The organism is Hydrogenophaga sp. H7, from assembly GCF_002025745.1.
Lineage (GTDB): Bacteria > Pseudomonadota > Gammaproteobacteria > Burkholderiales > Burkholderiaceae_C > Hydrogenophaga > Hydrogenophaga pseudoflava.
Genome location: NZ_MCIC01000014.1, coordinates 113842 through 132205, shown reverse-complemented (window position 1 = coordinate 132205; position 18364 = coordinate 113842). Strand labels below are relative to the sequence as shown.

Annotated in this window: 19 protein-coding genes and 1 tRNA gene; 3 read left to right on the top strand and 17 right to left on the bottom strand. The window is 60.8% G+C overall.

Annotated features, from left to right (window positions below):
* Positions 1-39: 39 nt before the first annotated feature.
* Positions 40-594, top strand: a complete 555-nt coding sequence (locus BC358_RS09700) for an NUDIX hydrolase (protein WP_079365664.1) — start codon at positions 40-42, stop codon at positions 592-594.
* Positions 595-646: 52 nt separating this feature from the next.
* Here the strand turns inward: BC358_RS09700 and BC358_RS09695 are convergent.
* The 11 genes from BC358_RS09695 to aceA form a co-directional block, all read right to left on the bottom strand.
* A tRNA-Pro gene (locus BC358_RS09695) sits at positions 647-723 on the bottom strand.
* A 35-nt stretch (positions 724-758) separates the two neighbouring features.
* Entirely contained in the window at positions 759-1208 is a 450-nt protein-coding gene (locus tag BC358_RS09690) for a MerR family transcriptional regulator (RefSeq protein ID WP_066151469.1), read from the bottom strand.
* Between the two features lie 199 nt (positions 1209-1407).
* Positions 1408-1734: an integration host factor subunit alpha gene (locus tag BC358_RS09685; protein WP_066151798.1), complete on the bottom strand. Its 327-nt coding sequence runs from the start codon at positions 1732-1734 to the stop codon at positions 1408-1410.
* Between the two features lie 38 nt (positions 1735-1772).
* Entirely contained in the window at positions 1773-4196 is a 2424-nt protein-coding gene (gene pheT, locus BC358_RS09680) for a phenylalanine--tRNA ligase subunit beta (RefSeq protein ID WP_079365663.1), read from the bottom strand.
* 23 nt (positions 4197-4219) lie between these two features.
* Complete coding sequence (pheS, locus tag BC358_RS09675; protein WP_066151475.1) at positions 4220-5272, bottom strand: phenylalanine--tRNA ligase subunit alpha; 1053 nt, start codon at positions 5270-5272, stop codon at positions 4220-4222.
* A 118-nt stretch (positions 5273-5390) separates the two neighbouring features.
* Positions 5391-5750, bottom strand: a complete 360-nt coding sequence (gene rplT / locus BC358_RS09670) for a 50S ribosomal protein L20 (RefSeq protein ID WP_066151478.1) — start codon at positions 5748-5750, stop codon at positions 5391-5393.
* Positions 5751-5774: 24 nt separating this feature from the next.
* Complete coding sequence (rpmI, locus tag BC358_RS09665) at positions 5775-5978, bottom strand: 50S ribosomal protein L35 (protein ID WP_066151481.1); 204 nt, start codon at positions 5976-5978, stop codon at positions 5775-5777.
* A gap of 193 nt (positions 5979-6171) precedes the next feature.
* Positions 6172-6768 (bottom strand): translation initiation factor IF-3, encoded by a 597-nt coding sequence (gene infC, locus BC358_RS09660; protein WP_079365662.1) that lies wholly within the window; start codon positions 6766-6768, stop codon positions 6172-6174.
* A gap of 99 nt (positions 6769-6867) precedes the next feature.
* The gene (thrS, locus tag BC358_RS09655; RefSeq protein WP_079365661.1) at positions 6868-8775 is read right to left on the bottom strand and encodes a threonine--tRNA ligase; all 1908 of its coding nucleotides are present in this window, start codon (positions 8773-8775) and stop codon (positions 6868-6870) included.
* A 206-nt stretch (positions 8776-8981) separates the two neighbouring features.
* Entirely contained in the window at positions 8982-9377 is a 396-nt protein-coding gene (locus tag BC358_RS09650) for a DUF4189 domain-containing protein (RefSeq protein WP_143434252.1), read from the bottom strand.
* Positions 9378-9584: 207 nt separating this feature from the next.
* Positions 9585-10916, bottom strand: a complete 1332-nt coding sequence (aceA, locus tag BC358_RS09645; protein ID WP_066151490.1) for an isocitrate lyase — start codon at positions 10914-10916, stop codon at positions 9585-9587.
* Between the two features lie 295 nt (positions 10917-11211).
* Here aceA and BC358_RS09640 point away from each other — a divergent pair, with 295 nt between their 5' ends.
* Positions 11212-12153, top strand: coding sequence for a DMT family transporter (locus tag BC358_RS09640; RefSeq protein ID WP_079365659.1), 942 nt, complete (start codon positions 11212-11214; stop codon positions 12151-12153).
* Between the two features lie 5 nt (positions 12154-12158).
* Here BC358_RS09640 and BC358_RS09635 read toward each other — a convergent pair whose 3' ends face one another.
* Together BC358_RS09635 and hemN are read right to left on the bottom strand one after the other, a co-directional pair.
* Positions 12159-12833 (bottom strand): sulfite exporter TauE/SafE family protein, encoded by a 675-nt coding sequence (locus BC358_RS09635; protein ID WP_079365658.1) that lies wholly within the window; start codon positions 12831-12833, stop codon positions 12159-12161.
* Between the two features lie 50 nt (positions 12834-12883).
* On the bottom strand, positions 12884-14263 hold the full coding sequence (hemN, locus tag BC358_RS09630) for an oxygen-independent coproporphyrinogen III oxidase (protein ID WP_066151499.1): 1380 nt from the start codon (positions 14261-14263) through the stop codon (positions 12884-12886).
* A 177-nt stretch (positions 14264-14440) separates the two neighbouring features.
* On the opposite strand from hemN, the gene fnr reads away from it, so the two are divergent.
* A complete protein-coding gene (gene fnr / locus BC358_RS09625; RefSeq protein WP_079365657.1) occupies positions 14441-15160 on the top strand; it encodes a fumarate/nitrate reduction transcriptional regulator Fnr in 720 nt (239 codons plus the stop codon).
* A gap of 78 nt (positions 15161-15238) precedes the next feature.
* On the opposite strand, the gene BC358_RS09620 is transcribed toward fnr, so the two are convergent.
* The 4 genes from BC358_RS09620 to ccoP form a co-directional block, all read right to left on the bottom strand.
* Positions 15239-15532 (bottom strand): hypothetical protein, encoded by a 294-nt coding sequence (locus tag BC358_RS09620; RefSeq protein ID WP_066151503.1) that lies wholly within the window; start codon positions 15530-15532, stop codon positions 15239-15241.
* A gap of 48 nt (positions 15533-15580) precedes the next feature.
* Positions 15581-15817: a FixH family protein gene (locus BC358_RS09615; protein WP_066151505.1), complete on the bottom strand. Its 237-nt coding sequence runs from the start codon at positions 15815-15817 to the stop codon at positions 15581-15583.
* Positions 15818-15910: 93 nt separating this feature from the next.
* Positions 15911-17383 carry a cytochrome c oxidase accessory protein CcoG gene (gene ccoG, locus BC358_RS09610; protein ID WP_373270137.1) on the bottom strand — a complete coding sequence of 491 codons (1473 nt, stop codon included), beginning with the start codon at positions 17381-17383 and terminating at the stop codon, positions 15911-15913.
* A gap of 39 nt (positions 17384-17422) precedes the next feature.
* Positions 17423-18337, bottom strand: a complete 915-nt coding sequence (gene ccoP / locus BC358_RS09605; RefSeq protein ID WP_079365655.1) for a cytochrome-c oxidase, cbb3-type subunit III — start codon at positions 18335-18337, stop codon at positions 17423-17425.
* Positions 18338-18364 lie beyond the last annotated feature (27 nt).

Genomic DNA, 18364 nt, shown 5'->3' with positions numbered 1-18364 from the left:
GCCCTTTTTGCTTTTTGTTCAGCCCCTACACTCAACGCCATGTTTCGCAGCCCGATCCAGCACTGCCGCCAATGCGGCGCACCCGTGGTCTACCGCCTGCCCGACGACGGGGACACCAAGCCTCGCGCAGTCTGCACCGCGTGTGCCACCGTGCACTACGAAAACCCGCTCAACGTGGTCGGCACCGTGCCGGTCTGGGGCGAGGACGGGGCCCAGGTGCTGCTGTGCCTGCGCAACATCGAACCGCGGCGAGGCAAGTGGACGTTGCCGGCCGGCTTCATGGAACTGGGGGAAACCACCGCCGAAGGTGCACAGCGCGAAACCATCGAGGAAGCCGGCGCCAGCATCGAGCTCGGGCCGCTGTTCACTCTGATGAACGTCGCGCGCGTGGGTCAGGTCCACATGTACTACCGTGCACGGCTGCTGAATGATCGCTTCGACCCAGGCGTTGAAACCATCGAGGCCCGTCTGTTCACGGAAGAGCAGATCCCCTGGGACGAGATCGCCTTCCGCACCGTCCGTGAAACCCTGGAGTTCTACTTCGCCGACCGCCGAAAAGGGCACTTCGGTTTTCACACCATCGACATTGCCTGACCGACAGAAACGAAAAAGCCCGCAATCGAACGATTGCGGGCTTTTCAATAAATGGTCGGCGTGGCGGGATTCGAACTCGCGACCCCTTGCACCCCATGCAAGTGCGCTACCAGGCTGCGCTACACGCCGACAAGCCTTGCATTATAGCGTGCAAATAGAGCGATTCACACGGGAGCAGTAAGAAGCTCGCGAATTTCAAGCAACTCCCGTCGGACACCCAGCAACGCAGCTGATGGTTGCTCAGAAACCGCGGGGATGGCCTCTGCCACCAGATCTTCTTCTGCGTCCCCCAGGACGTCGTATCCGACAGAATCAGCGAAATCGTCATCCTGCGCGCGGCGCCTGTCCCGCTCGGCCTGCACCAGCTCCTGAAGCTTGTTGCGGGCGCCGCTGATGGTGAAGCCTTGGTCGTACAGCAACTCCCGGATCCGCCGAATCATGAGCACTTCGTGGTGCTGGTAGTACCGTCGGTTGCCACGCCGCTTCATCGGGCGCAACTGGGTGAACTCCTGCTCCCAGTAGCGCAGCACGTGCGGCTTGACACCACACAACTCGCCCACTTCCCCAATGGTGAAGTAGCGTTTTGCGGGGATAGGGGGAAGCGATTTTTCCATCAAAATCAATGCGGTATAAACCGAACCTTGAAATTTACTCTAAGCGCTGGTGCCGCGCGCTGCGCATCGGAAAAAACCGTACAAACTGTTGCAAATCCATCTCCTCAGCACTTTTTAGTGGCAGCGGAAGATAAAAAACCCGGCGACCACAGGTCCCGGGCTTCATTGATTGCCTGCAATGCAAGGCTGTGCGAAATGCTCAGCCGGTGACAACGGCCGCCTGCACCTGCTCCTTGAGTTTGGGGCTCGCATGGAACGTGACCACCCGACGAGCCTCGATGGCCACGGGTTCTCCTGTTCTGGGGTTGCGACCCGGTCGCGGGGCCTTGGTTCGGATCTGAAAGTTGCCGAAGCCGGAGATCTTGACGTCGGTGCCCTCGACCAGACAGTCTGTGATCAGGTCAAAAAACGCATCAATCATGTCCTTGGACTCGCGCTTGTTCAGACCGATCTGATCAAACAACAGCTCAGCAAGCTGCGCCTTTGTGAGTGCAGGAGTCTCCAGGCTCTCGACTGCCAGTTCCATTGGGGTGTGCTCCAGGTTCTTGTCCATACGCAAGGCGCTCAACGCAGGCGCGCACCCACGCGCTGTTCCAGCGAAACCAGCGCGCCCTTGACCGCCGCCTCAATCTCCTGCTCGGTCAGTGTAGCGTCCTCCCGACTGAGCGTCAGGCGCACTGCCAAGCTCTTCTCGTCCGACGCCAGGCCGCCGCCCTGCCCTTCGGACATCTTCTTGGGCCGGTACACATCGAACAACACGGCGTCGCGAAGAAGCTCACCTCCTGCGTCACGAATGGCGTCCATTACCGCGGCGTGCGTCACCGCCTCCTTGACCACGATGGCGATATCGCGCTCGACCGGCTGGTGGCGGCTCACGCTCTGGAACACCGGAACCTCGCGCTGCAGCACCGCATCCAGTGCGAGTTCAAACATCACCGGCGCCTGCGTCAGGTCGTAGCCCTGGCGCCACTTCGGATGCAGTTCGCCCACGTGACCGATGCAGCGCTCACCCAGCCAGACGCTGGCGCAGCGACCCGGGTGCATCGCGGAGTGCTCGGCTGGCTTGAAGGAAGCTTGCAATGGCGCCAGCAGCGCCTGCACATCCCCCTTGATGTCGAAGAAATCGACGTTGCGCTCGGCGCAACCCCATTGCAGGCTGTCGACCCCGCCATACGCCAGACCTGCCACCCGCATAGGTTGGTCGAACCCGGCGACGGAGGTGTCGCTGTCCTGAACCGACGGGTCCTTGCGGAACACGCGCCCCAGTTCAAACAGGCGCACACGCTGTGCCTTGCGGTCCAAGTTGAACTTGAGCACCGCGATCAGGCTGCCCAGCAGCGACGAGCGCATCACGTTCATCTGGCTGGCGATCGGATTCAGCAGTTTGATCGGATCGGCATTGCCAGCCAGTTCGTGCTCCCACCGCTCTTCGACAAAGCTGAAATTGATGGTTTCCTGATAGCCCAGTTGCGCCAGTTGACGGCGCACAGCAAATGGGCCGCGCCGGCTCTCGACCCGCAGCTTGGCGGTGATGGGCGCCAGCGGCGGATTCGTCGGCAGTTGTTCGTAGCCGATCACACGCGCGACCTCTTCGATCAGGTCTTCTTCGATCTGCAGGTCAAAACGAAAGGCCGGTGGTGCAACGGTGACCGTGCCCTCGCCTTCGGTCACAGCCAAGCCAAGGCGGCGCAGCGCGCCAACGCACTGCTCCTGAGTCACCGGCATGCCGATAACCTTTGCCGTGCGAGCCACGCGCAGCGTGACCGGCCTGCCTTCCGGCAACGCAAGCACCTGATCGTCCAGCGGGCCTGCCTGACCTCCACAGATCTCCAGCACCAGCTGCGTGATGCGCTCGACGTGTTCGACCGTGGTCGACGGGTCGACGCCACGCTCAAAGCGGTGGCCCGCATCGGTGCTGAAGTTGTAGCGGCGCGAACGGCCGGCGATCGCCTTGGGCCACCAGAACGCGGCTTCGATGAAGATGCTCTTCGTGTCGTCCGACACAGCGGTCGCGTCGCCACCCATGATGCCCGCCAGCGACTCGACCTGCAGATCGTCGGCGATCACACCCACGCTGCTGTCGAGCGTGACGGTATTGCCGTTGAGCAGCTTGAGCTGTTCGCCCTCGCGGCCCCAGCGCACCTGCAATCCGCCATGGATCTTGTCGAGGTCGAAGATGTGCGAGGGACGGCCCAACTCGAACATCACGTAGTTGGAAATATCCACCAGTGGCGAAACGCTGCGCTGGCCGCAACGCGCCAGGCGCTCGACCATCCAGGCCGGCGTCTGCGCCTGGGTGTTGACGCCACGCACCACGCGGCCGCTGAAACGGCCGCAGAGATCAGGCGCCTGCACACTCACCGGCAGGCGGTCTTGCACCTGCACGGCGGCTTTCGGAAACTCGGGCTGTACAAGCGGTGTACCGGTCAGGGCCGAGACCTCGCGTGCAATGCCATACACGCTCAGACAGTGCGCCAGGTTGGGCGTGAGCTTGAGCGTGAACAACATGTCGTCCAGTCCCAACTGCTCGCGGATGTTGCGGCCAGCCACAGCGTCGTCAGCCAGTTCCAGCAGGCCGTTGCTCTCCTCAGAAATCTGCAATTCCTTGGCCGAGCACAGCATGCCCTGGCTCTCGACGCCGCGCAGTTTGCCCAGCTTGATGGCGAAGGGTTTGCCGTCTTCGCCTGGCGGCAGCAACGCGCCAACGGTGGCGCACGGGACCTTGATGCCGGCACGCGCGTTGGGAGCGCCACAAACGATGTTCAACGGAGCGCCCTGCCCCACGTCCACCTGGCAAACGCGCAGGCGGTCGGCGTTGGGGTGTTGCTCGGCGCTCAGGATCTGTCCAACCACCACACCGGTGAAGGCGGGCGCAAACGGGCGCAGCTCCTCAACCTCCAAACCAGCCATGGTAAGGGTGTCGGCCAGTTGCTGACTGGTCAGGGGCGGGTTGCAGAAGGCACGCAGCCAGGATTCGGGGAATTGCATGATTTCTTCAGCTCAACAAGACTTCAACGGAACTGCGACAGGAAGCGAATGTCGCCGTCGAAGAACAGGCGCAGGTCGTTCACGCCATACCGCAGCATGGTCAGGCGGTCCGGCCCCATGCCGAAGGCAAAACCGATGTAGCGCTCAGGGTCCAGCCCCATGTTGCGCACCACGTTCGGATGCACCTGACCAGATCCGGCCACCTCCAGCCAGCGCCCGGCCAACGGGCCGCTCTGGAACTGGATGTCGATCTCGGCGCTGGGCTCGGTGAACGGGAAGAAGCTGGGACGGAACCGCAACACCAGATCGTCGCTCTCGAAAAAGGCGCGGCAGAAATCTGTGAAGACGACCTTGAGGTCCTTGAAGCTCACGTTCTCGCCGATCCACAAACCTTCGCACTGGTGGAACATGGGCGAGTGGGTGGCGTCGCTGTCCACGCGGTAAGTGCGTCCCGGCGCGATCACGCGTATTTCGGGCATCGGCTGGCCCGCATCCAGCGCGCCACGGTGGCGCTTGACGTGCTGCACCGCATGGCGGATCTGCATCGGGCTGGTGTGGGTCCGCAGGAGGTTGGGCGCCTTGGCACTGCCACCTTCCACATAGAAGGTGTCATGCATGGAACGCGCCGGATGGTCCTCGGGCGTGTTCAGCGCGGTGAAGTTGAACCAGTCGGACTCGATCTCGGGGCCCTCGGCCACCTCGAAGCCCTGCGAACCGAAAATGGCTTCGATGCGCTCCAGCGTCAGGCTCACCGGATGCAGGCCACCCTGGCCACGCTGCCGACCGGGCAGCGTCACGTCCAGCGCCTCGGCCTTGAGCTGCGCCTGCAACTCGGCATCGGCCAGCGCCTGGCGGCGTTCGGTCAGCGCGGCTTCGATCGACTGCTTGGCCACGTTGATGGCCGCACCACGGGTCTTCTTTTCCTCGACCGGCAGGGAAGCCATGCCCTTCATCAGCTCGGTGATGCGGCCCGACTTGCCCAGGTACTGCGCCTTGGCATTTTCCAGATCGGCGGGGGTGGCTGCCTGCGCGAACGCGGCGCGTGCGCTGTCAACCAGTGCGTCCAACTCGTTCATGTGTATCTCGTCCGGGAAAACAAAAAAGGGGTTGAGAGCAGCGAGGGAATCCCTCAAGCCTCAACCCCTTTGAGCGACATCGTCACCACCGGCCGGAGCAGGCGGGGACAGTCGTGAATCAAGCGGCCAGCTTGGCTTTGACTTGCTCCACGATGCTGTTGAAAGCAGCAACGTCGTTGACGGCCAGATCGGCCAGAACCTTGCGGTCGATCTCGATCTGTGCCTTCTTCAGGCCATTGGCGAACTGGCTGTACGTCAGGCCGCAAGCGCGTGCACCGGCGTTGATACGCGCGATCCACAGCTGACGGAAGACGCGCTTCTTTGTACGGCGGTCACGGTAGGCGTATTGACCGGCCTTCATCACCGCCTGTTTGGCGATGCGGAAAACGTTACCGCGGCGACCGCGGAAACCCTTGGCAAGGGCGAGAACTTTTTTGTGACGGGCGCGTGCCGTTACACCACGTTTGACGCGAGGCATGTGTTGCTCCTTGTTCGTCGTTGATCAAATGCCCATGCCGGGCAGCATCTGTGCCATGTGACCCATATTGGTCTCATGAACAGTCACCGCACCACGCAGATGGCGCTTGTTCTTGGTGGTCTTCTTGGTCAGGATGTGACGTTTGAAGGCTTGACCGCGCTTGACGGTGCCACCGGGACGAACGCGAAAACGCTTCTTCGCGCTGCTCTTGGTCTTCATTTTGGGCATGTGAATGCTCCTTTTCATTTGTGCTCGTGAGGCGCCGCGAACCTTCCGCGGACTTGCTGGCCCCGAGCCACTTTTGATGGACCACCCATTTGGGTCGTCCAGTTCGGAGAGAGGCTTTCACCACTCACCTCGAAAGGACCGACAGACTAGACCGGCCTTTTCAATCCTGACGGCAAAGACTTGCCACTGATTGTCAGGCGGCTGGCTGGACAACAGCCTCCGCCTTGGGTGCCCCACCGCCTGCTTTCTTTTTCCCGGGCGCAATCATCATGATCATCTGGCGCCCTTCGAGCTTCGGGAACTGCTCAACCACGATCGCATCGCCCAGTTCATCCCTGATGCGATTCAGCAGAGCGAGACCCAACTCCTGGTGGGTGATCTCACGACCCCGGAACCGCAGCGTGATCTTGCACTTGTCTCCGTCGTCCAGAAAACGGCGAATGTTGCGCATCTTGATGTTGTAGTCGCCGTCGTCGGTCCCGGGACGGAACTTCACTTCCTTAATCTCGATGACAGTCTGCTTGGCCTTTGCCTCAGCAGCTTTTTTCTGCTCCTGGTATTTGAACTTGCCATAGTCCATCAGCCGGCACACCGGCGGGTTCGCTGTCGCCGCGATCTCGACCAGATCTACGTCCAGCTCACCGGCCATGCGCAACGCTTCCTGGAGGCTGACAATGCCCAAAGGCTCGTTGTCTGGCCCGTTGAGGCGGACCTCGGGGGCCATGATTTCCCGGTTCAGGCGGTGTGCACGCTCTTCACGCTGGCGGCGGTCGCGAAAGTTGGTAGCTATGGCTAGTTCCTTGTCGTGGGCAGTTGGTCAGAAAAAAACAAACCCCTCGGGGCCACGCGCAGTGCACAGCAGCCGAGGGGCCTTCCGGAGCGGATGAAATCACACCTTGGAGGAAACGTCTGTCGCCACTAATTGGGAGAAACTCTCCAGCGACATGACACCGAGGTCTTTGTTGCCTCGTGCCCGCACAGCCACAGCGCCAGCGCCTTTTTCCTTGTCGCCCACGACGAGGATGTAAGGCAGCTTTTGCAACGCATGTTCGCGTATTTTATACGTAATTTTCTCGTTGCGCAGGTCTGTTTCAACCCTAAGCCCTTGTTTTTGCAGCGATTTCGCCACTTCCTGAGCGTAATCCGCCTGCGCATCGGTGATGTTGAGAACAGCCACCTGCACCGGCGCCAGCCAAACAGGGAGCGCACCTGCATGCTGCTCGATCAAGATTCCGATGAAGCGTTCGAGACTGCCCACGATGGCGCGATGCAGCATGATGGGACGATGGCGCGAGCCATCTTCCCCAACGAACTCTGCGCCAAGTCGTTCGGGAAGATTGGGGTCGACCTGGATGGTGCCGCACTGCCATTCGCGGCCCAAAGCATCCTTGAGCGTGTATTCGATCTTGGGCCCGTAGAACGCCCCTTCACCCGGCAGGTACTCGAACGCACACCCCGAAGCTCTCAGCCCTTCGGCCAACGCCGCCTCCGCCTTGTCCCAGCTCTCTTCGGTGCCGATGCGCTTTTCGGGACGAGTCGAAAGCTTGTAGAGGATGTTGGTGAAGCCGAAGTCCTTGTAGACCTGCTGCAGCAAAGTGGTGAACGCCTTGACTTCGGACTGGATCTGGTCCTCGGTACAAAAAATATGGCCGTCATCCTGCGTGAATGCACGCACACGCATGATGCCGTGCAGCCCTCCCGAGGGCTCGTTGCGGTGACACTGGCCAAATTCGCCGTAGCGCAGTGGCAGGTCCCGGTAGCTTTTGATTCCCTGCTTGAAGATGATGATGTGGCCCGGGCAGTTCATCGGCTTGAGCGCGTAGTCGCGCTTTTCCGACTCGGTCACGAACATGTTCTCTCGGTACTTGTCCCAGTGCCCGGTCTTCTCCCAAAGCGCCTTGTCCAGGATCTGAGGCCCCTTAACCTCCTGGTAGCCGTTGTCGCGGTAGACGGCCCGCATGTACTGCTCCACGGCCTGCCAAACGGTCCATCCTTTGGGATGCCAGAACACGGTGCCAGGCGAGTGCTCGTCCAGGTGGAACAGATCCAGCTCGCGACCGAGCTTGCGATGATCCCGCTTCTCAGCCTCTTCCAACATGATCAAGTACTGCTGAAGCTCATCCTTCGAGGCCCAGGCAGTGCCATAGATGCGCTGCAGCATTTCGTTGCGATGGTCACCTCGCCAATACGCCCCAGCGACTTTCATGAGCTTGAAGTGCTTGAGCTTGCCGGTGCTGGGCACATGCGGGCCACGGCAGAGGTCTTCGAAGGCGCCCTCGCGGTACAGCGACACATCCTCGCTGCTCGGAATGCTGGCGATGATCTCGGCCTTGTAGTGCTCACCCAATCCCTTGAAATACGCCACCGCCTCGTCGCGCGGGAGCACACGGCGCACCACTGTTTCGTCCTTGTTGGCCAGTTCGATCATCTTCTTTTCGATGGCCGCAAGGTCTTCGGGCGTGAAGGGCCTCTTGTAGGAAAAGTCGTAGTAGAAACCGTGCTCGATCACGGGACCGATGGTGACCTGTGCGTCGGGAAACAGTTCCTTGACAGCGTAGGCCAGCAGATGGGCGGTGGAGTGTCGGATCATCTCCAGGCCATCGGCGTCCTTGGCAGTCACAATGGCCAGCGAAGCGTCTTCTGCGATCAGGAAACTGGTGTCCACCAACCTGCCGTTGACCTTGCCACCCAGCGCCGCCTTGGCCAGACCGGCGCCGATGGAGGCGGCCACCTCGGCCACGGTCACTGGCCCAGGGAATTGTCGCGAGGAACCGTCAGGAAGTGTGATGTTGGGCATGGCGTGATCAGAGAAACAAAAAAAGCGCGGACTTGGCCGCGCTTGAAAAGAGAAGACTGCAAAAAACTGCAGGCGCGAACTGCTGGCCTCAACTGGCCTGAGCAAAGAGCTCCGGTTTAGTTCGCGGTGTCATAACCAAGCAGTACGAAGTCTAGAGAACAACGAGCTTCAATTTTCACACAGTTCTTCGCTGCACTCCTGGCAGATCAGTTGCACTGCGTCTCAAGCCACCCAGGGATCACACAGCTCGTCCCACCCTTGGCAACACAATCCGACATGGCCCGCGAGTCGGCAACCTCCTTGGATGAGCCACTGGCAACACCCCAGACGTTGTTGTTGCCTCTCGCGGCTGATCCACAGGTACCGTTACCGGAGAACTCAAGAATGACCTCGCATCCCATGCCGGTTCCAACCAGGCGTGCGCACTGAACCAACGCATCGCTGTTGGCTTCAGGCTGAGAAGCATAGTTGGTCACAATAGTGCCAACACCGTTGATGGTGTTCACCGCAATCGCACCACGTGCTGTGGCTTCGCCGCCCCCACCACATCCTGCCAAAGTCAAGGACATTGCCAGAACAGACACCCATTTCCATTTGCTCAACACTTGGACTCTCCTGTTTTGTAGTGGCCTGAGCGACCTGCTTTACCCGGCAAATTCTCCCACGGGTAGGGAGGAATATCCCCAAGCAACACACCAATGTAGGAATTTGACGACAGACCACGTACTGGAAATAAGAGAAAACCCCGGGATCGCGGTGCCGCGAGCCGGGGTTGACGTCTCGTACTTGCGAACTGGTCGTCAGAGCGATCAGTGGAACTGCTCTTCTTCAGTCGAGCCGGTCAGGGCCTTCACGGAAGAGGACCCACCCTGGATCACGGTGGTCACGTCGTCGAAATAGCCGGCGCCGACTTCCTGCTGGTGCGACACGAAGGTGTAGCCCTTCTCGCGCGCCTTGAATTCCGGCTCCTGCACCATCTCGGTGTAGTGCTTCATGCCTTCGCCGCGGGCATAGGCGTGGGCGAACTGGAAGGTATTGAACCAGTTGATGTGGATGCCGGCCAGCGTGATGAACTGGTACTTGTAGCCCAGAGCGGACAGGTCGTCCTGGAACTTGGCGATCTGCTTGTCGTCCAGGTTCTTCTTCCAGTTGAATGAGGGCGAGCAGTTGTAGGAAAGCAGTTTGCCGGGGCAGGCAGCGTGCACGGCCTGGGCGAACTCACGGGCGAAGCCGATGTCGGGCACGCCAGTTTCGCACCACACCAAGTCGGCGTAGGGTGCGTAGGCCACGCCACGGCTGATGGCTTGCTCCAGACCGTTCTTGACTCGGTAGAAACCCTCTTGAGTGCGCTCACCGGTCAGGAAAGGCTTGTCGTTGGCGTCGTGGTCGCTGGTGATCAGGTTGGCGGCTTCGGCATCAGTGCGGGCCAGCACGATGGTGGGCACGCCCATCACGTCGGCAGCAAAGCGGGCGGCGATCAGCTTTTCGATGGCTTCTTGCGTCGGCACCAGCACCTTGCCACCCATGTGGCCGCACTTCTTCACGGCGGCCAGCTGGTCCTCGAAGTGAACGCCAGCAGCACCGGCGGCGATCATGTTCTTCATCAGTTCGAAGGCGTTGAGCACGCCACCGAAACCGGCTTCCGCATCAGCGACGATGGGCAGGAAGTAGTCGATGAACTCCGGCGAACCCGGCTCGATGCCACGGCTCCACTGGATCTCGTCCGCACGCTTGAAGGTGTTGTTGATGCGGCGGACCATGGTGGGCACCGAGTCGTAGGCGTACAGCGACTGGTCGGGGTACATGGTTTCACTGGTGTTGCCGTCGGCAGCAACCTGCCAGCCCGACAGGTACACGGCTTCCAGACCAGCCTTGGCCTGCTGCATGGCCTGGCCGGCGGTGATGGCGCCGAAGGCGTTGACGTAGCCCTTCTTGGCGCCACCGTTGACCTTTTCCCACAGCTTCTCGGCGCCACGCTGGGCCAGCGTGTACTCGGGCTGCATTGATCCGCGCAGACGCACCACGTCAGCGGCGGAGTAACCGCGCTTGACCAGCTTCCAGCGGGGATTGGTTGCCCAGTCTTTTTCCAGGGCTTCGATCTGCTGTTGGCGGCTCAGTTGTTCTTTGAGGGACTGGGGCATTTTGGACTCTCCATGAGGTTGATGAACGGGACGGCTTGTCGCTGCTGCAGACCGGAGCCGATGGGAGAACTTTAAGTCTTATAGAAGACTTTTGGAAGCTCTTATGTCTTATATAAGACAAAAATAAAACCGTTTAAAATCAATAATCTCCAAAACACATTCCGCCATACAAAATCATTTCTCTTGTATTGAGAAATTATTTTGCAGCGCAGCAGGAGATTTTTCTCATTGCGAAATAACACAACTCCATCTGGAAGACACTGATCACTGTTGACTGGGGCATGATGCTCGCCCTATGTCATCACAGCCAAAGTTACCAACCACACCCGCAAAATTTGGTGCGTATGTCTGCCTCGCGGCCAGCATGGCGCTGGTGGGGAGCTATGTCGCACTCTCCAAACCATTGGTTACAGCCTTTCCGGTTTTCCTGCTTGCGTGGCTCCGCTTCGGTCTCGGGGGTGCGGCCATGTGGAGATGGCTGCGCAAGCCTGCCGAAGAGCCCCAGCTGTCCGCTCGCACACGAAAGCTGCTGTTTCTTGAGTCCTTTCTGGGTAACTTCCTGTTCTCAATCTGCATGCTGTTTGGCGTGTCGATGACCACGGCGGTGTCCGCTGGTGTGGTGATGTCATCCATTCCCGCGGTGGTAGCCGTCCTCAGCTGGGTGTTTCTCAAAGAGCGCATCGGCAAGCGCACCGCTCTTGGCATTGCGTGTGCTGCGGTCGGCATCGGGCTCTTTTCAATGCAGAAGGCCGGCGGGACCGCGCACGCACAAGCTGTCGGATGGTTCGGTCTCGGTCAGCAGTTCTGGGGCAACTTGCTGGTCTTCGCTGCGGTGCTTTGCGAAGCCTCCTATGTGGTCATTGGCAAGCGGCTCACGGAAGGCCTGGGGCCCAAGCGGATATCCGCCATCATCAACCTCTGGGGTTTTGTGCTGGTCACGCCCTTTGGGCTGTGGGCGGCCAGAGCCTTTGACTTCGCCTCCATCACAGCACCCATGTGGGGCCTGCTGGTCTTTTACGCACTCGCCGCCAGTGTCTGGACAGTCTGGCTCTGGATGACCGGCCTGAAGTCCGTTCCCGCCGCTCGCGCCGGGGTGTTCACAGTGATGCTCCCGATCAGCGCAGCCACCATCGGTGTGCTGTTCATGGGTGAAACCCTCAGCACCGTCCAGATGCTTGCTTTTGGTATCGCCTTGCTGGGCCTGGTTCTGGCAACCCTGCCAGGACGTTCAAGCTGAGAGGCTCACGCGCACCACAGACCGGTGGGATCGGTGATTCCCATCCAGAGCGCCCAACCGGAGGTGGCGGCCAGTGCAATACCTGCCAGCCGGATGCCCCAGCCACCCGAGCCGTCGCCTCGCAAACGCAGCAAAAGCCAGGGACCGATGGTCAATGACAGTGACGTCCCAGTAGAGAACAGCGCCATGATCATCGCGCCCTCCATCGCGTTGGCCGACAAAGACGCCACCATCAGCGCGGAATACAGCAGCCCGCATGGCATCAGGGCCCACGCGACGCCGAGCACCGCGGGAGCCTTGGCTCCCAGCCGCCCGAGCACAGGACGCGTCCTGCGCCAGACGCCTTGGGCCAACCCGTCGAGCCAGGCTGGCTGGCGAGCCTGCCAGATCAGCACCAACCCGAGCAGCATCGCCGCCACGTGAAACATGGTCCAGACCGGCCGGATCACCGAAGTGTTGGTTCCGAGCCATGCCAAACCCTGCACCGACCCTGCAGCAACAGCACCAAAGAGGGAATAACCGAGAAGTCGTCCGGCCTGGAAGGTCAGCAGAGCCGATGTGCTCTGGCGCCCAGTCCCGCCACGGCTGATGCCTGCACACGCGGCACCACACATGGCAACACAATGGGGACCTCCAGCGATCCCCATGAACAGTGCGGTGAGTGCCATGGATGTTTGCATGGCAGAACTCTAGCAGTCGCAGCCCTCGCGCCGGTTCGAAACCACGCGAGTCAGATGATCTTGGAGAAACGCGCCCGGTCCTGGTCGACCTGCAGGTTCTTGTCGAAAACCATGGCAATGGCGCGAACCAGATACCAGCCCGACGGCGTCACCTCCACACCTGAGTCGTCGATGCGAACCAGTCCGTGCTCGGCATAGCCAGCCAGTACCTCCAACTCGCGCGCAAAGTAGCTCTTGCAGTCGATCAGGTGCCCCAGGTTGATCGATTCGAACTGAAGCTGCCCCTGACACATCAGCGACATGATCACGGAGCGGCGCAGCAGGTCGTCCCTGGTCAGTGCCAGTCCACGCACGATCGGCAGCCGCCCCTGGTCCAGCGCGTCGTAGTACTCCTCGATCGTCTTGGCGTTTTGGCTGTAGGTCGCGCCGATGCGGCCGATGGCCGAGACACCCAAAGCGATCAGGTCGCAATCCGGCTGCGTGCTGTAGCCCTGGAAATTCCGGTGCAGGCGCCCTTGACGCTTGGCCACCGCCAGCGCATCCGTGGGCAGCGCAAAGTGATCCATGCCGACATAGACATACCCCGCATCACTCATGGCATCCAGCGAAGCCGACAGCATCGACAGCTTGTCTCCCGCGCTGGGCAGTTCGGCAGCGACGATTCGCCGTTGCGGCTTGAAACGCGCCGGAAGATGCGCGTAGGCATACAGCGCGATGCGGTCGGGGCGCAACTGGTTGACTTGGGCAAGCGTACGGGCAAACGACTCAGGGGTCTGCAGCGGCAGCCCATAAATGAGGTCCACGTTGACCGACTCAAACCCGATCTTGCGGGCTGTCTCGACCAGTGCGAACACCTGTTCGGCCGGCTGCACCCGGTGCACCGCTTTCTGAACAGCGGGATCGAAATCCTGGACACCGAAACTCAGGCGGTTGAACCCCAGCCTGGCCAGGGTCTGCAAACGCTGGTCCGTCACGGTGCGGGGGTCGACCTCAATGGAGTACTCGCCTCCGGGCACGAGCGTGAAGTTGCGCCGGATCATCGTCAGCAGATCTTCCAGCTCGGCGTCGGACAGGAAGGTCGGCGTCCCTCCTCCCAGATGCAGCTGGGACACGGCATGCCCTTTGCCGAAATGCTGTACCTGCAGCTCCACCTCACGCGACAGATACCGCAGGTATTCCGCAGCCCTTTCGTGGTGTTTGGTGATGACCTTGTTGCAGGCGCAGTAGTAGCAGACAGACTCGCAGAAAGGAATATGTACGTACAACGACAGCGGCAACGCGAGCGAGCCTGCCCGACGCTGTTCCAGCGCCTGGATGTAGTCGCTCTCCGTGAACGCTTCTACAAAGCGGTCCGCGGTGGGGTACGAGGTGTAGCGGGGCCCCGGGATGTCGAATCGCTTGAGCAATTCGTCTGAAATGGCGTGACTCACAAACAATTCTCCAGTTCTCAGCGCGAATGTGCACCAAGGCGGAAATCGCACCCTTGATCAAGATCAAGGGCCATCCAAGCCCCGGGTTTTCCCCCGTGCTCGCAACGAGGATGAGAGCGCCCGCCTTGCTGGCACTTGTGGCCATGCGTTAAGCTTCGGGCGAAATCTGGAAGATTTATGGACATTCACAGCATCAAAGTCGCCTGTTCCAGCTGCAACCTTCGGGAGTTGTGTTTGCCAATGGGCCTCAATCCCGAGGAAATGGGCAAGCTGGACACCGTGATCTCCACGCGCAGGAGGATCAAGCGGGGAACCGCGCTGTTCAACACCGGCGACAAGTTCACTTCGCTCTACGCAGTGCGCTCGGGCTTCTTCAAAACCTGCGTGACCACGGCCGATGGGCGAGACCAGGTCACCGGCTTCCAGATGACCGGAGAAATCATCGGCATGGACGGCATCGTCAGCGACCGCCATTCCTGCGACGCGATTGCGCTTGAGGACGCCGAGGTCTGTGTGATGCCGTTTGACCAGGTCGAGGAACTCTCGCGGGAATTCACCACGCTGCAACACCATGTCCACAAGATCATGAGCCGGGAAATCGTCCGCGATCACAGCGTGATGCTGCTGCTGGGCAGCATGCGTGCCGAGGAACGTCTCGCAGCGTTCCTTCTCAATCTCGTCCAGCGTCTGCATGCACGAGGTTTCTCGCAGTCAGAGCTCATCCTGCGGATGACCCGGGAGGAAATTGGAAGTTACCTGGGCATGAAGCTCGAGACCGTGAGCCGGACTTTCTCGAAGTTCGTTGAGGAAGGCACCATCGAAGTCAAACAACGGTACGTGCACATCAAGAACACCGATGCGCTCAAGCAGATCGTGAACCCTCAGAGCTGCCGCTGAGTCTGGGCGTTTGAACGAAAGAAACCCCGCTCGGGTCTGAGGCCTGAGCGGGGTTTCTCTTTGTGTGCAAGCCGAGGGTCAGCCGCACCCGCCGTTGCGGGCGCAGTCCCGGGGGCGCTCCGCTTCGGGAACCGGGCAGCGGTTGACTTCGAACGGAGACATGGACAGCAGGGTGGTCAGCGCGCTCGATGCCATGGTGACACCCCAGAACACAAAGAACGCCAGGGTGTAGATGGCTTGGCGAGACAACTCCAGGGGGCTGCCGAACCAATGGAGATCACCAGGGTCGACCATGGCGAAAACAACCATCTCAAGCACAGCAGCCACCAGAAAGGCAGGCCAGGCTATCCACATCCACCGCTGAGCATTCATGATGCGTCTCCTTCACTCCTGTGTTGTCACATCCGGCGGTGTGGCGTCCTACTTGGAGGGTGCCGCCGGGACGACGGGAGAGGCGGCGTGATTGCGGGCCTGATGGGCCGGCTGCAACTTGGCCATCGCATCGACCTTGGCCTGCCCTTCCAGCCGCTGAGCCGCCGCAAGATCCCTTTCGTAGTCGGACTTGTTGAGCACAGGGTCCGGATTCTTCACCGCGATGACCACGGTGACCAAGCCGGCAACGATCACCAGCAAAGGACCTCCCACCACCATCCACATGTGCGGGACTTTCCACCAGGGCGTGCTTGGCGCGCGGTCGACTGGACGAGGTATTGCTGACATGACTTGTTCCATAAGGCGTGTAATTTCAGTTTAGCGCGGAACGATGAAGACCGCCTTCTCCACCACCTCGGACGCATCAGCGGCGGTGGACCGGACGGTGAACCGTATCGGGTGCGACCCGGCGGGCGCGGCGTTGGGCGGGAGCTGCACCCGCACGGCGGCGGAACGCACTTCCGTGGAAAGCACTTCCACCTCGGTTTCCGACGCGATCATCACGCCCTCAAGACCGTCGACGCTGATCTGGTAGCGCTGCGGCGACTCGGTCGCATTCATGATCTGCAGGCGGAACACGTTTTCGATGCGCCCCTGCTCCACCATGCGCGCCAGCGCGCCACGGTCGCGAATCACATCAACTTTCAGCGGCGTGCGCAGGAAGAGGCTGACAAACACAGCCAGGGTGATGACCGCCAGAACGCTGGAGTAGACGAGCACCCTGGGACGGAAAGCGTGACGGACCATCTGCTCACGGGTCCAGCCCTTGGCCATGCCGTTCTGCGTCGAGTACTTGACCAGTCCCCGCGGATAGCCCACCTTGTCCATCACCTCATCACAGACATCAATGCAGGCACCACAGCCAATGCATTCGTACTGCAGTCCATTGCGGATATCGATGCCCGTTGGACAGACCTGCACGCAAAGCGTGCAGTCGACGCAAGCCCCAAGGCCCAGGGCCTTGGGGTCGGCTTTCTTCGAACGTGCTCCGCGCGGCTCCCCACGCGCCTTGTCGTAGGTCACGATCATCGTGTCCTTGTCGAACATGGCGCTCTGGAAGCGGGCGTAGGGACACATGTACTTGCAGACCTGCTCGCGCATGAAGCCCGCGTTGCCGTAGGTCGCGAAGCCGTAGAAGAAGATCCAGAAGGTCTGCCAGGGCCCCAGTGAAGCGGCCAGGCTCAGACTCGCCAGTTCCCGGATGGGTGTGAAGTAGCCAACGAACGTGAAGCCGGTCCAGAGGGCGAACAGGACCCACAGGGCGTGTTTGAGCGAACGCTTGCCGAACTTGCGGGCGTCCAGGCTCGATTCGTCCAGCCGGATCCGCGCCGACCGGTCCCCCTCCACCTTCTTCTCGATCCACAGAAAGATCTCGGTGTAGACGGTCTGGGGGCAGGCATAGCCGCACCAGAGGCGACCGGCGACCGCAGTGAACAGGAACAGCGCCAGCGCGGAGATGACCAGCAGTCCTGTCAGGTAGATGAAGTCCTGCGGGTAAAGGACCAGACCAAAAATATAGAAGCGGCGCGCTTCGAGATCGAAGAGCACCGCTTGGCGGGCGTTCCACTCCAGCCAGGGCAATCCGTAAAAGATGATCTGGGTGAACCAGACCAGCGCCCAGCGCCACTTTGAGAACAACCCTGACACCGAACGGGGATGGATCTTCTTTCGCGAGGCGTAGAGGGAAACCATCACCTCATCGTCCTCCAGGACACCTTTCGGCGTCTCGGGAACGATGGGAATCACGGGAGGCTTAACGGTACTTGTGGCGTCTGGCGCTGGAGAACTCACGGATGACCCGGCGGGAGAGAAGTAACTTGCTTCAGGCCATCACTGCTTGGCGGCAGGCTTGTTGGACAAACCCCAGACATAGGAAGCCAGCACGTTGATCTGAGCTTCGTTCAGCAGCGCGGCCTGCGGCGGCATGTGGTTGTTGAAACCATTGTTGACGGCACGAATGATCGCCTCTTCGCCCCAGCCATGCAGCCAGACGCCGTCGGTCAGGTTGGGCGCACCCACCGCTGCCATGCCTTTGCCCTCGGGGCCGTGGCACGCCGCGCAAGCTGCGAACTTGGCCTTGCCCTGCGAAGCACGAACCGAATCGCTCGGACTGCCGGAGAGGCTGAGCACGTAGTGGGCCACGTCCTTGACGTCTTCAGGACCACCCACAGCCGCAGCCATCGGGGGCATGACGCCGGTACGACCCTGTGCAATCGTGGTCTTGATGTAGGCGTGATCGGAACCACCCAGCCAGTCGCCATCGGCAAGGTTGGGGAAGGACTTGGCGCCGCGGGCGTCGGAACCATGGCACTGGGCGCAGTAGTTCATGAACAGGCGCTCGCCGATGGCCATCGCCTGGGCGTCGGCCGCGATCTCCTCCGGCTTCATGCCGTTGTACTTCGCATAGATCGGGGCAATGGCGTCCTCGACCTTTTTCACCTCTGCGGCGTGCTGCCCCTGGGACGACCAGCCCAGGGCACCCTGGAACTTGCCAAACATCGGGTAAAGGGCGCCGTAGACGAGGGCAAAGACCACAGTGATGATGAACAGGTACACCCACCACTTGGGAAGGGGGTTGTTCATCTCACGCAGGTCACCGTCCCATACGTGGCCCGTGGTGTTGTCGGCGTGGGTGGCGGCCTTGGTCGTGCCGCTGATGTATAGCAGCACCGCACAGGCGATGATGCTGACGAGCGTGATGCCGGCCACGTAGAGGTGCCAGAAGTCGCTGATGAAGTCGCTCATGATGTTTTCTCGTGTTCGTTCCGCAAT

Excerpts from the sequence above, each read along its gene's own strand:
- BC358_RS09700 (WP_079365664.1), top strand. The coding sequence starts at position 40 with ATGTTTCGCAGCCCGATCCAGCACTGCCGCCAATGCGGCGCACCCGTG.
- BC358_RS09690 (WP_066151469.1), bottom strand. The coding sequence starts at position 1,208 with ATGGAAAAATCGCTTCCCCCTATCCCCGCAAAACGCTACTTCACCATT.
- BC358_RS09685 (WP_066151798.1), bottom strand. The coding sequence starts at position 1,734 with ATGGAACTGGCAGTCGAGAGCCTGGAGACTCCTGCACTCACAAAGGCG.
- pheT (WP_079365663.1), bottom strand. The coding sequence starts at position 4,196 with ATGCAATTCCCCGAATCCTGGCTGCGTGCCTTCTGCAACCCGCCCCTG.
- pheS (WP_066151475.1), bottom strand. The coding sequence starts at position 5,272 with ATGAACGAGTTGGACGCACTGGTTGACAGCGCACGCGCCGCGTTCGCG.
- rplT (WP_066151478.1), bottom strand. The coding sequence starts at position 5,750 with ATGCCTCGCGTCAAACGTGGTGTAACGGCACGCGCCCGTCACAAAAAA.
- rpmI (WP_066151481.1), bottom strand. The coding sequence starts at position 5,978 with ATGCCCAAAATGAAGACCAAGAGCAGCGCGAAGAAGCGTTTTCGCGTT.
- thrS (WP_079365661.1), bottom strand. The coding sequence starts at position 8,775 with ATGCCCAACATCACACTTCCTGACGGTTCCTCGCGACAATTCCCTGGG.
- aceA (WP_066151490.1), bottom strand. The coding sequence starts at position 10,916 with ATGCCCCAGTCCCTCAAAGAACAACTGAGCCGCCAACAGCAGATCGAA.
- BC358_RS09640 (WP_079365659.1), top strand. The coding sequence starts at position 11,212 with ATGTCATCACAGCCAAAGTTACCAACCACACCCGCAAAATTTGGTGCG.
- BC358_RS09635 (WP_079365658.1), bottom strand. The coding sequence starts at position 12,833 with ATGCAAACATCCATGGCACTCACCGCACTGTTCATGGGGATCGCTGGA.
- fnr (WP_079365657.1), top strand. The coding sequence starts at position 14,441 with ATGGACATTCACAGCATCAAAGTCGCCTGTTCCAGCTGCAACCTTCGG.
- BC358_RS09620 (WP_066151503.1), bottom strand. The coding sequence starts at position 15,532 with ATGAATGCTCAGCGGTGGATGTGGATAGCCTGGCCTGCCTTTCTGGTG.
- BC358_RS09615 (WP_066151505.1), bottom strand. The coding sequence starts at position 15,817 with ATGTGGATGGTGGTGGGAGGTCCTTTGCTGGTGATCGTTGCCGGCTTG.
- ccoP (WP_079365655.1), bottom strand. The coding sequence starts at position 18,337 with ATGAGCGACTTCATCAGCGACTTCTGGCACCTCTACGTGGCCGGCATC.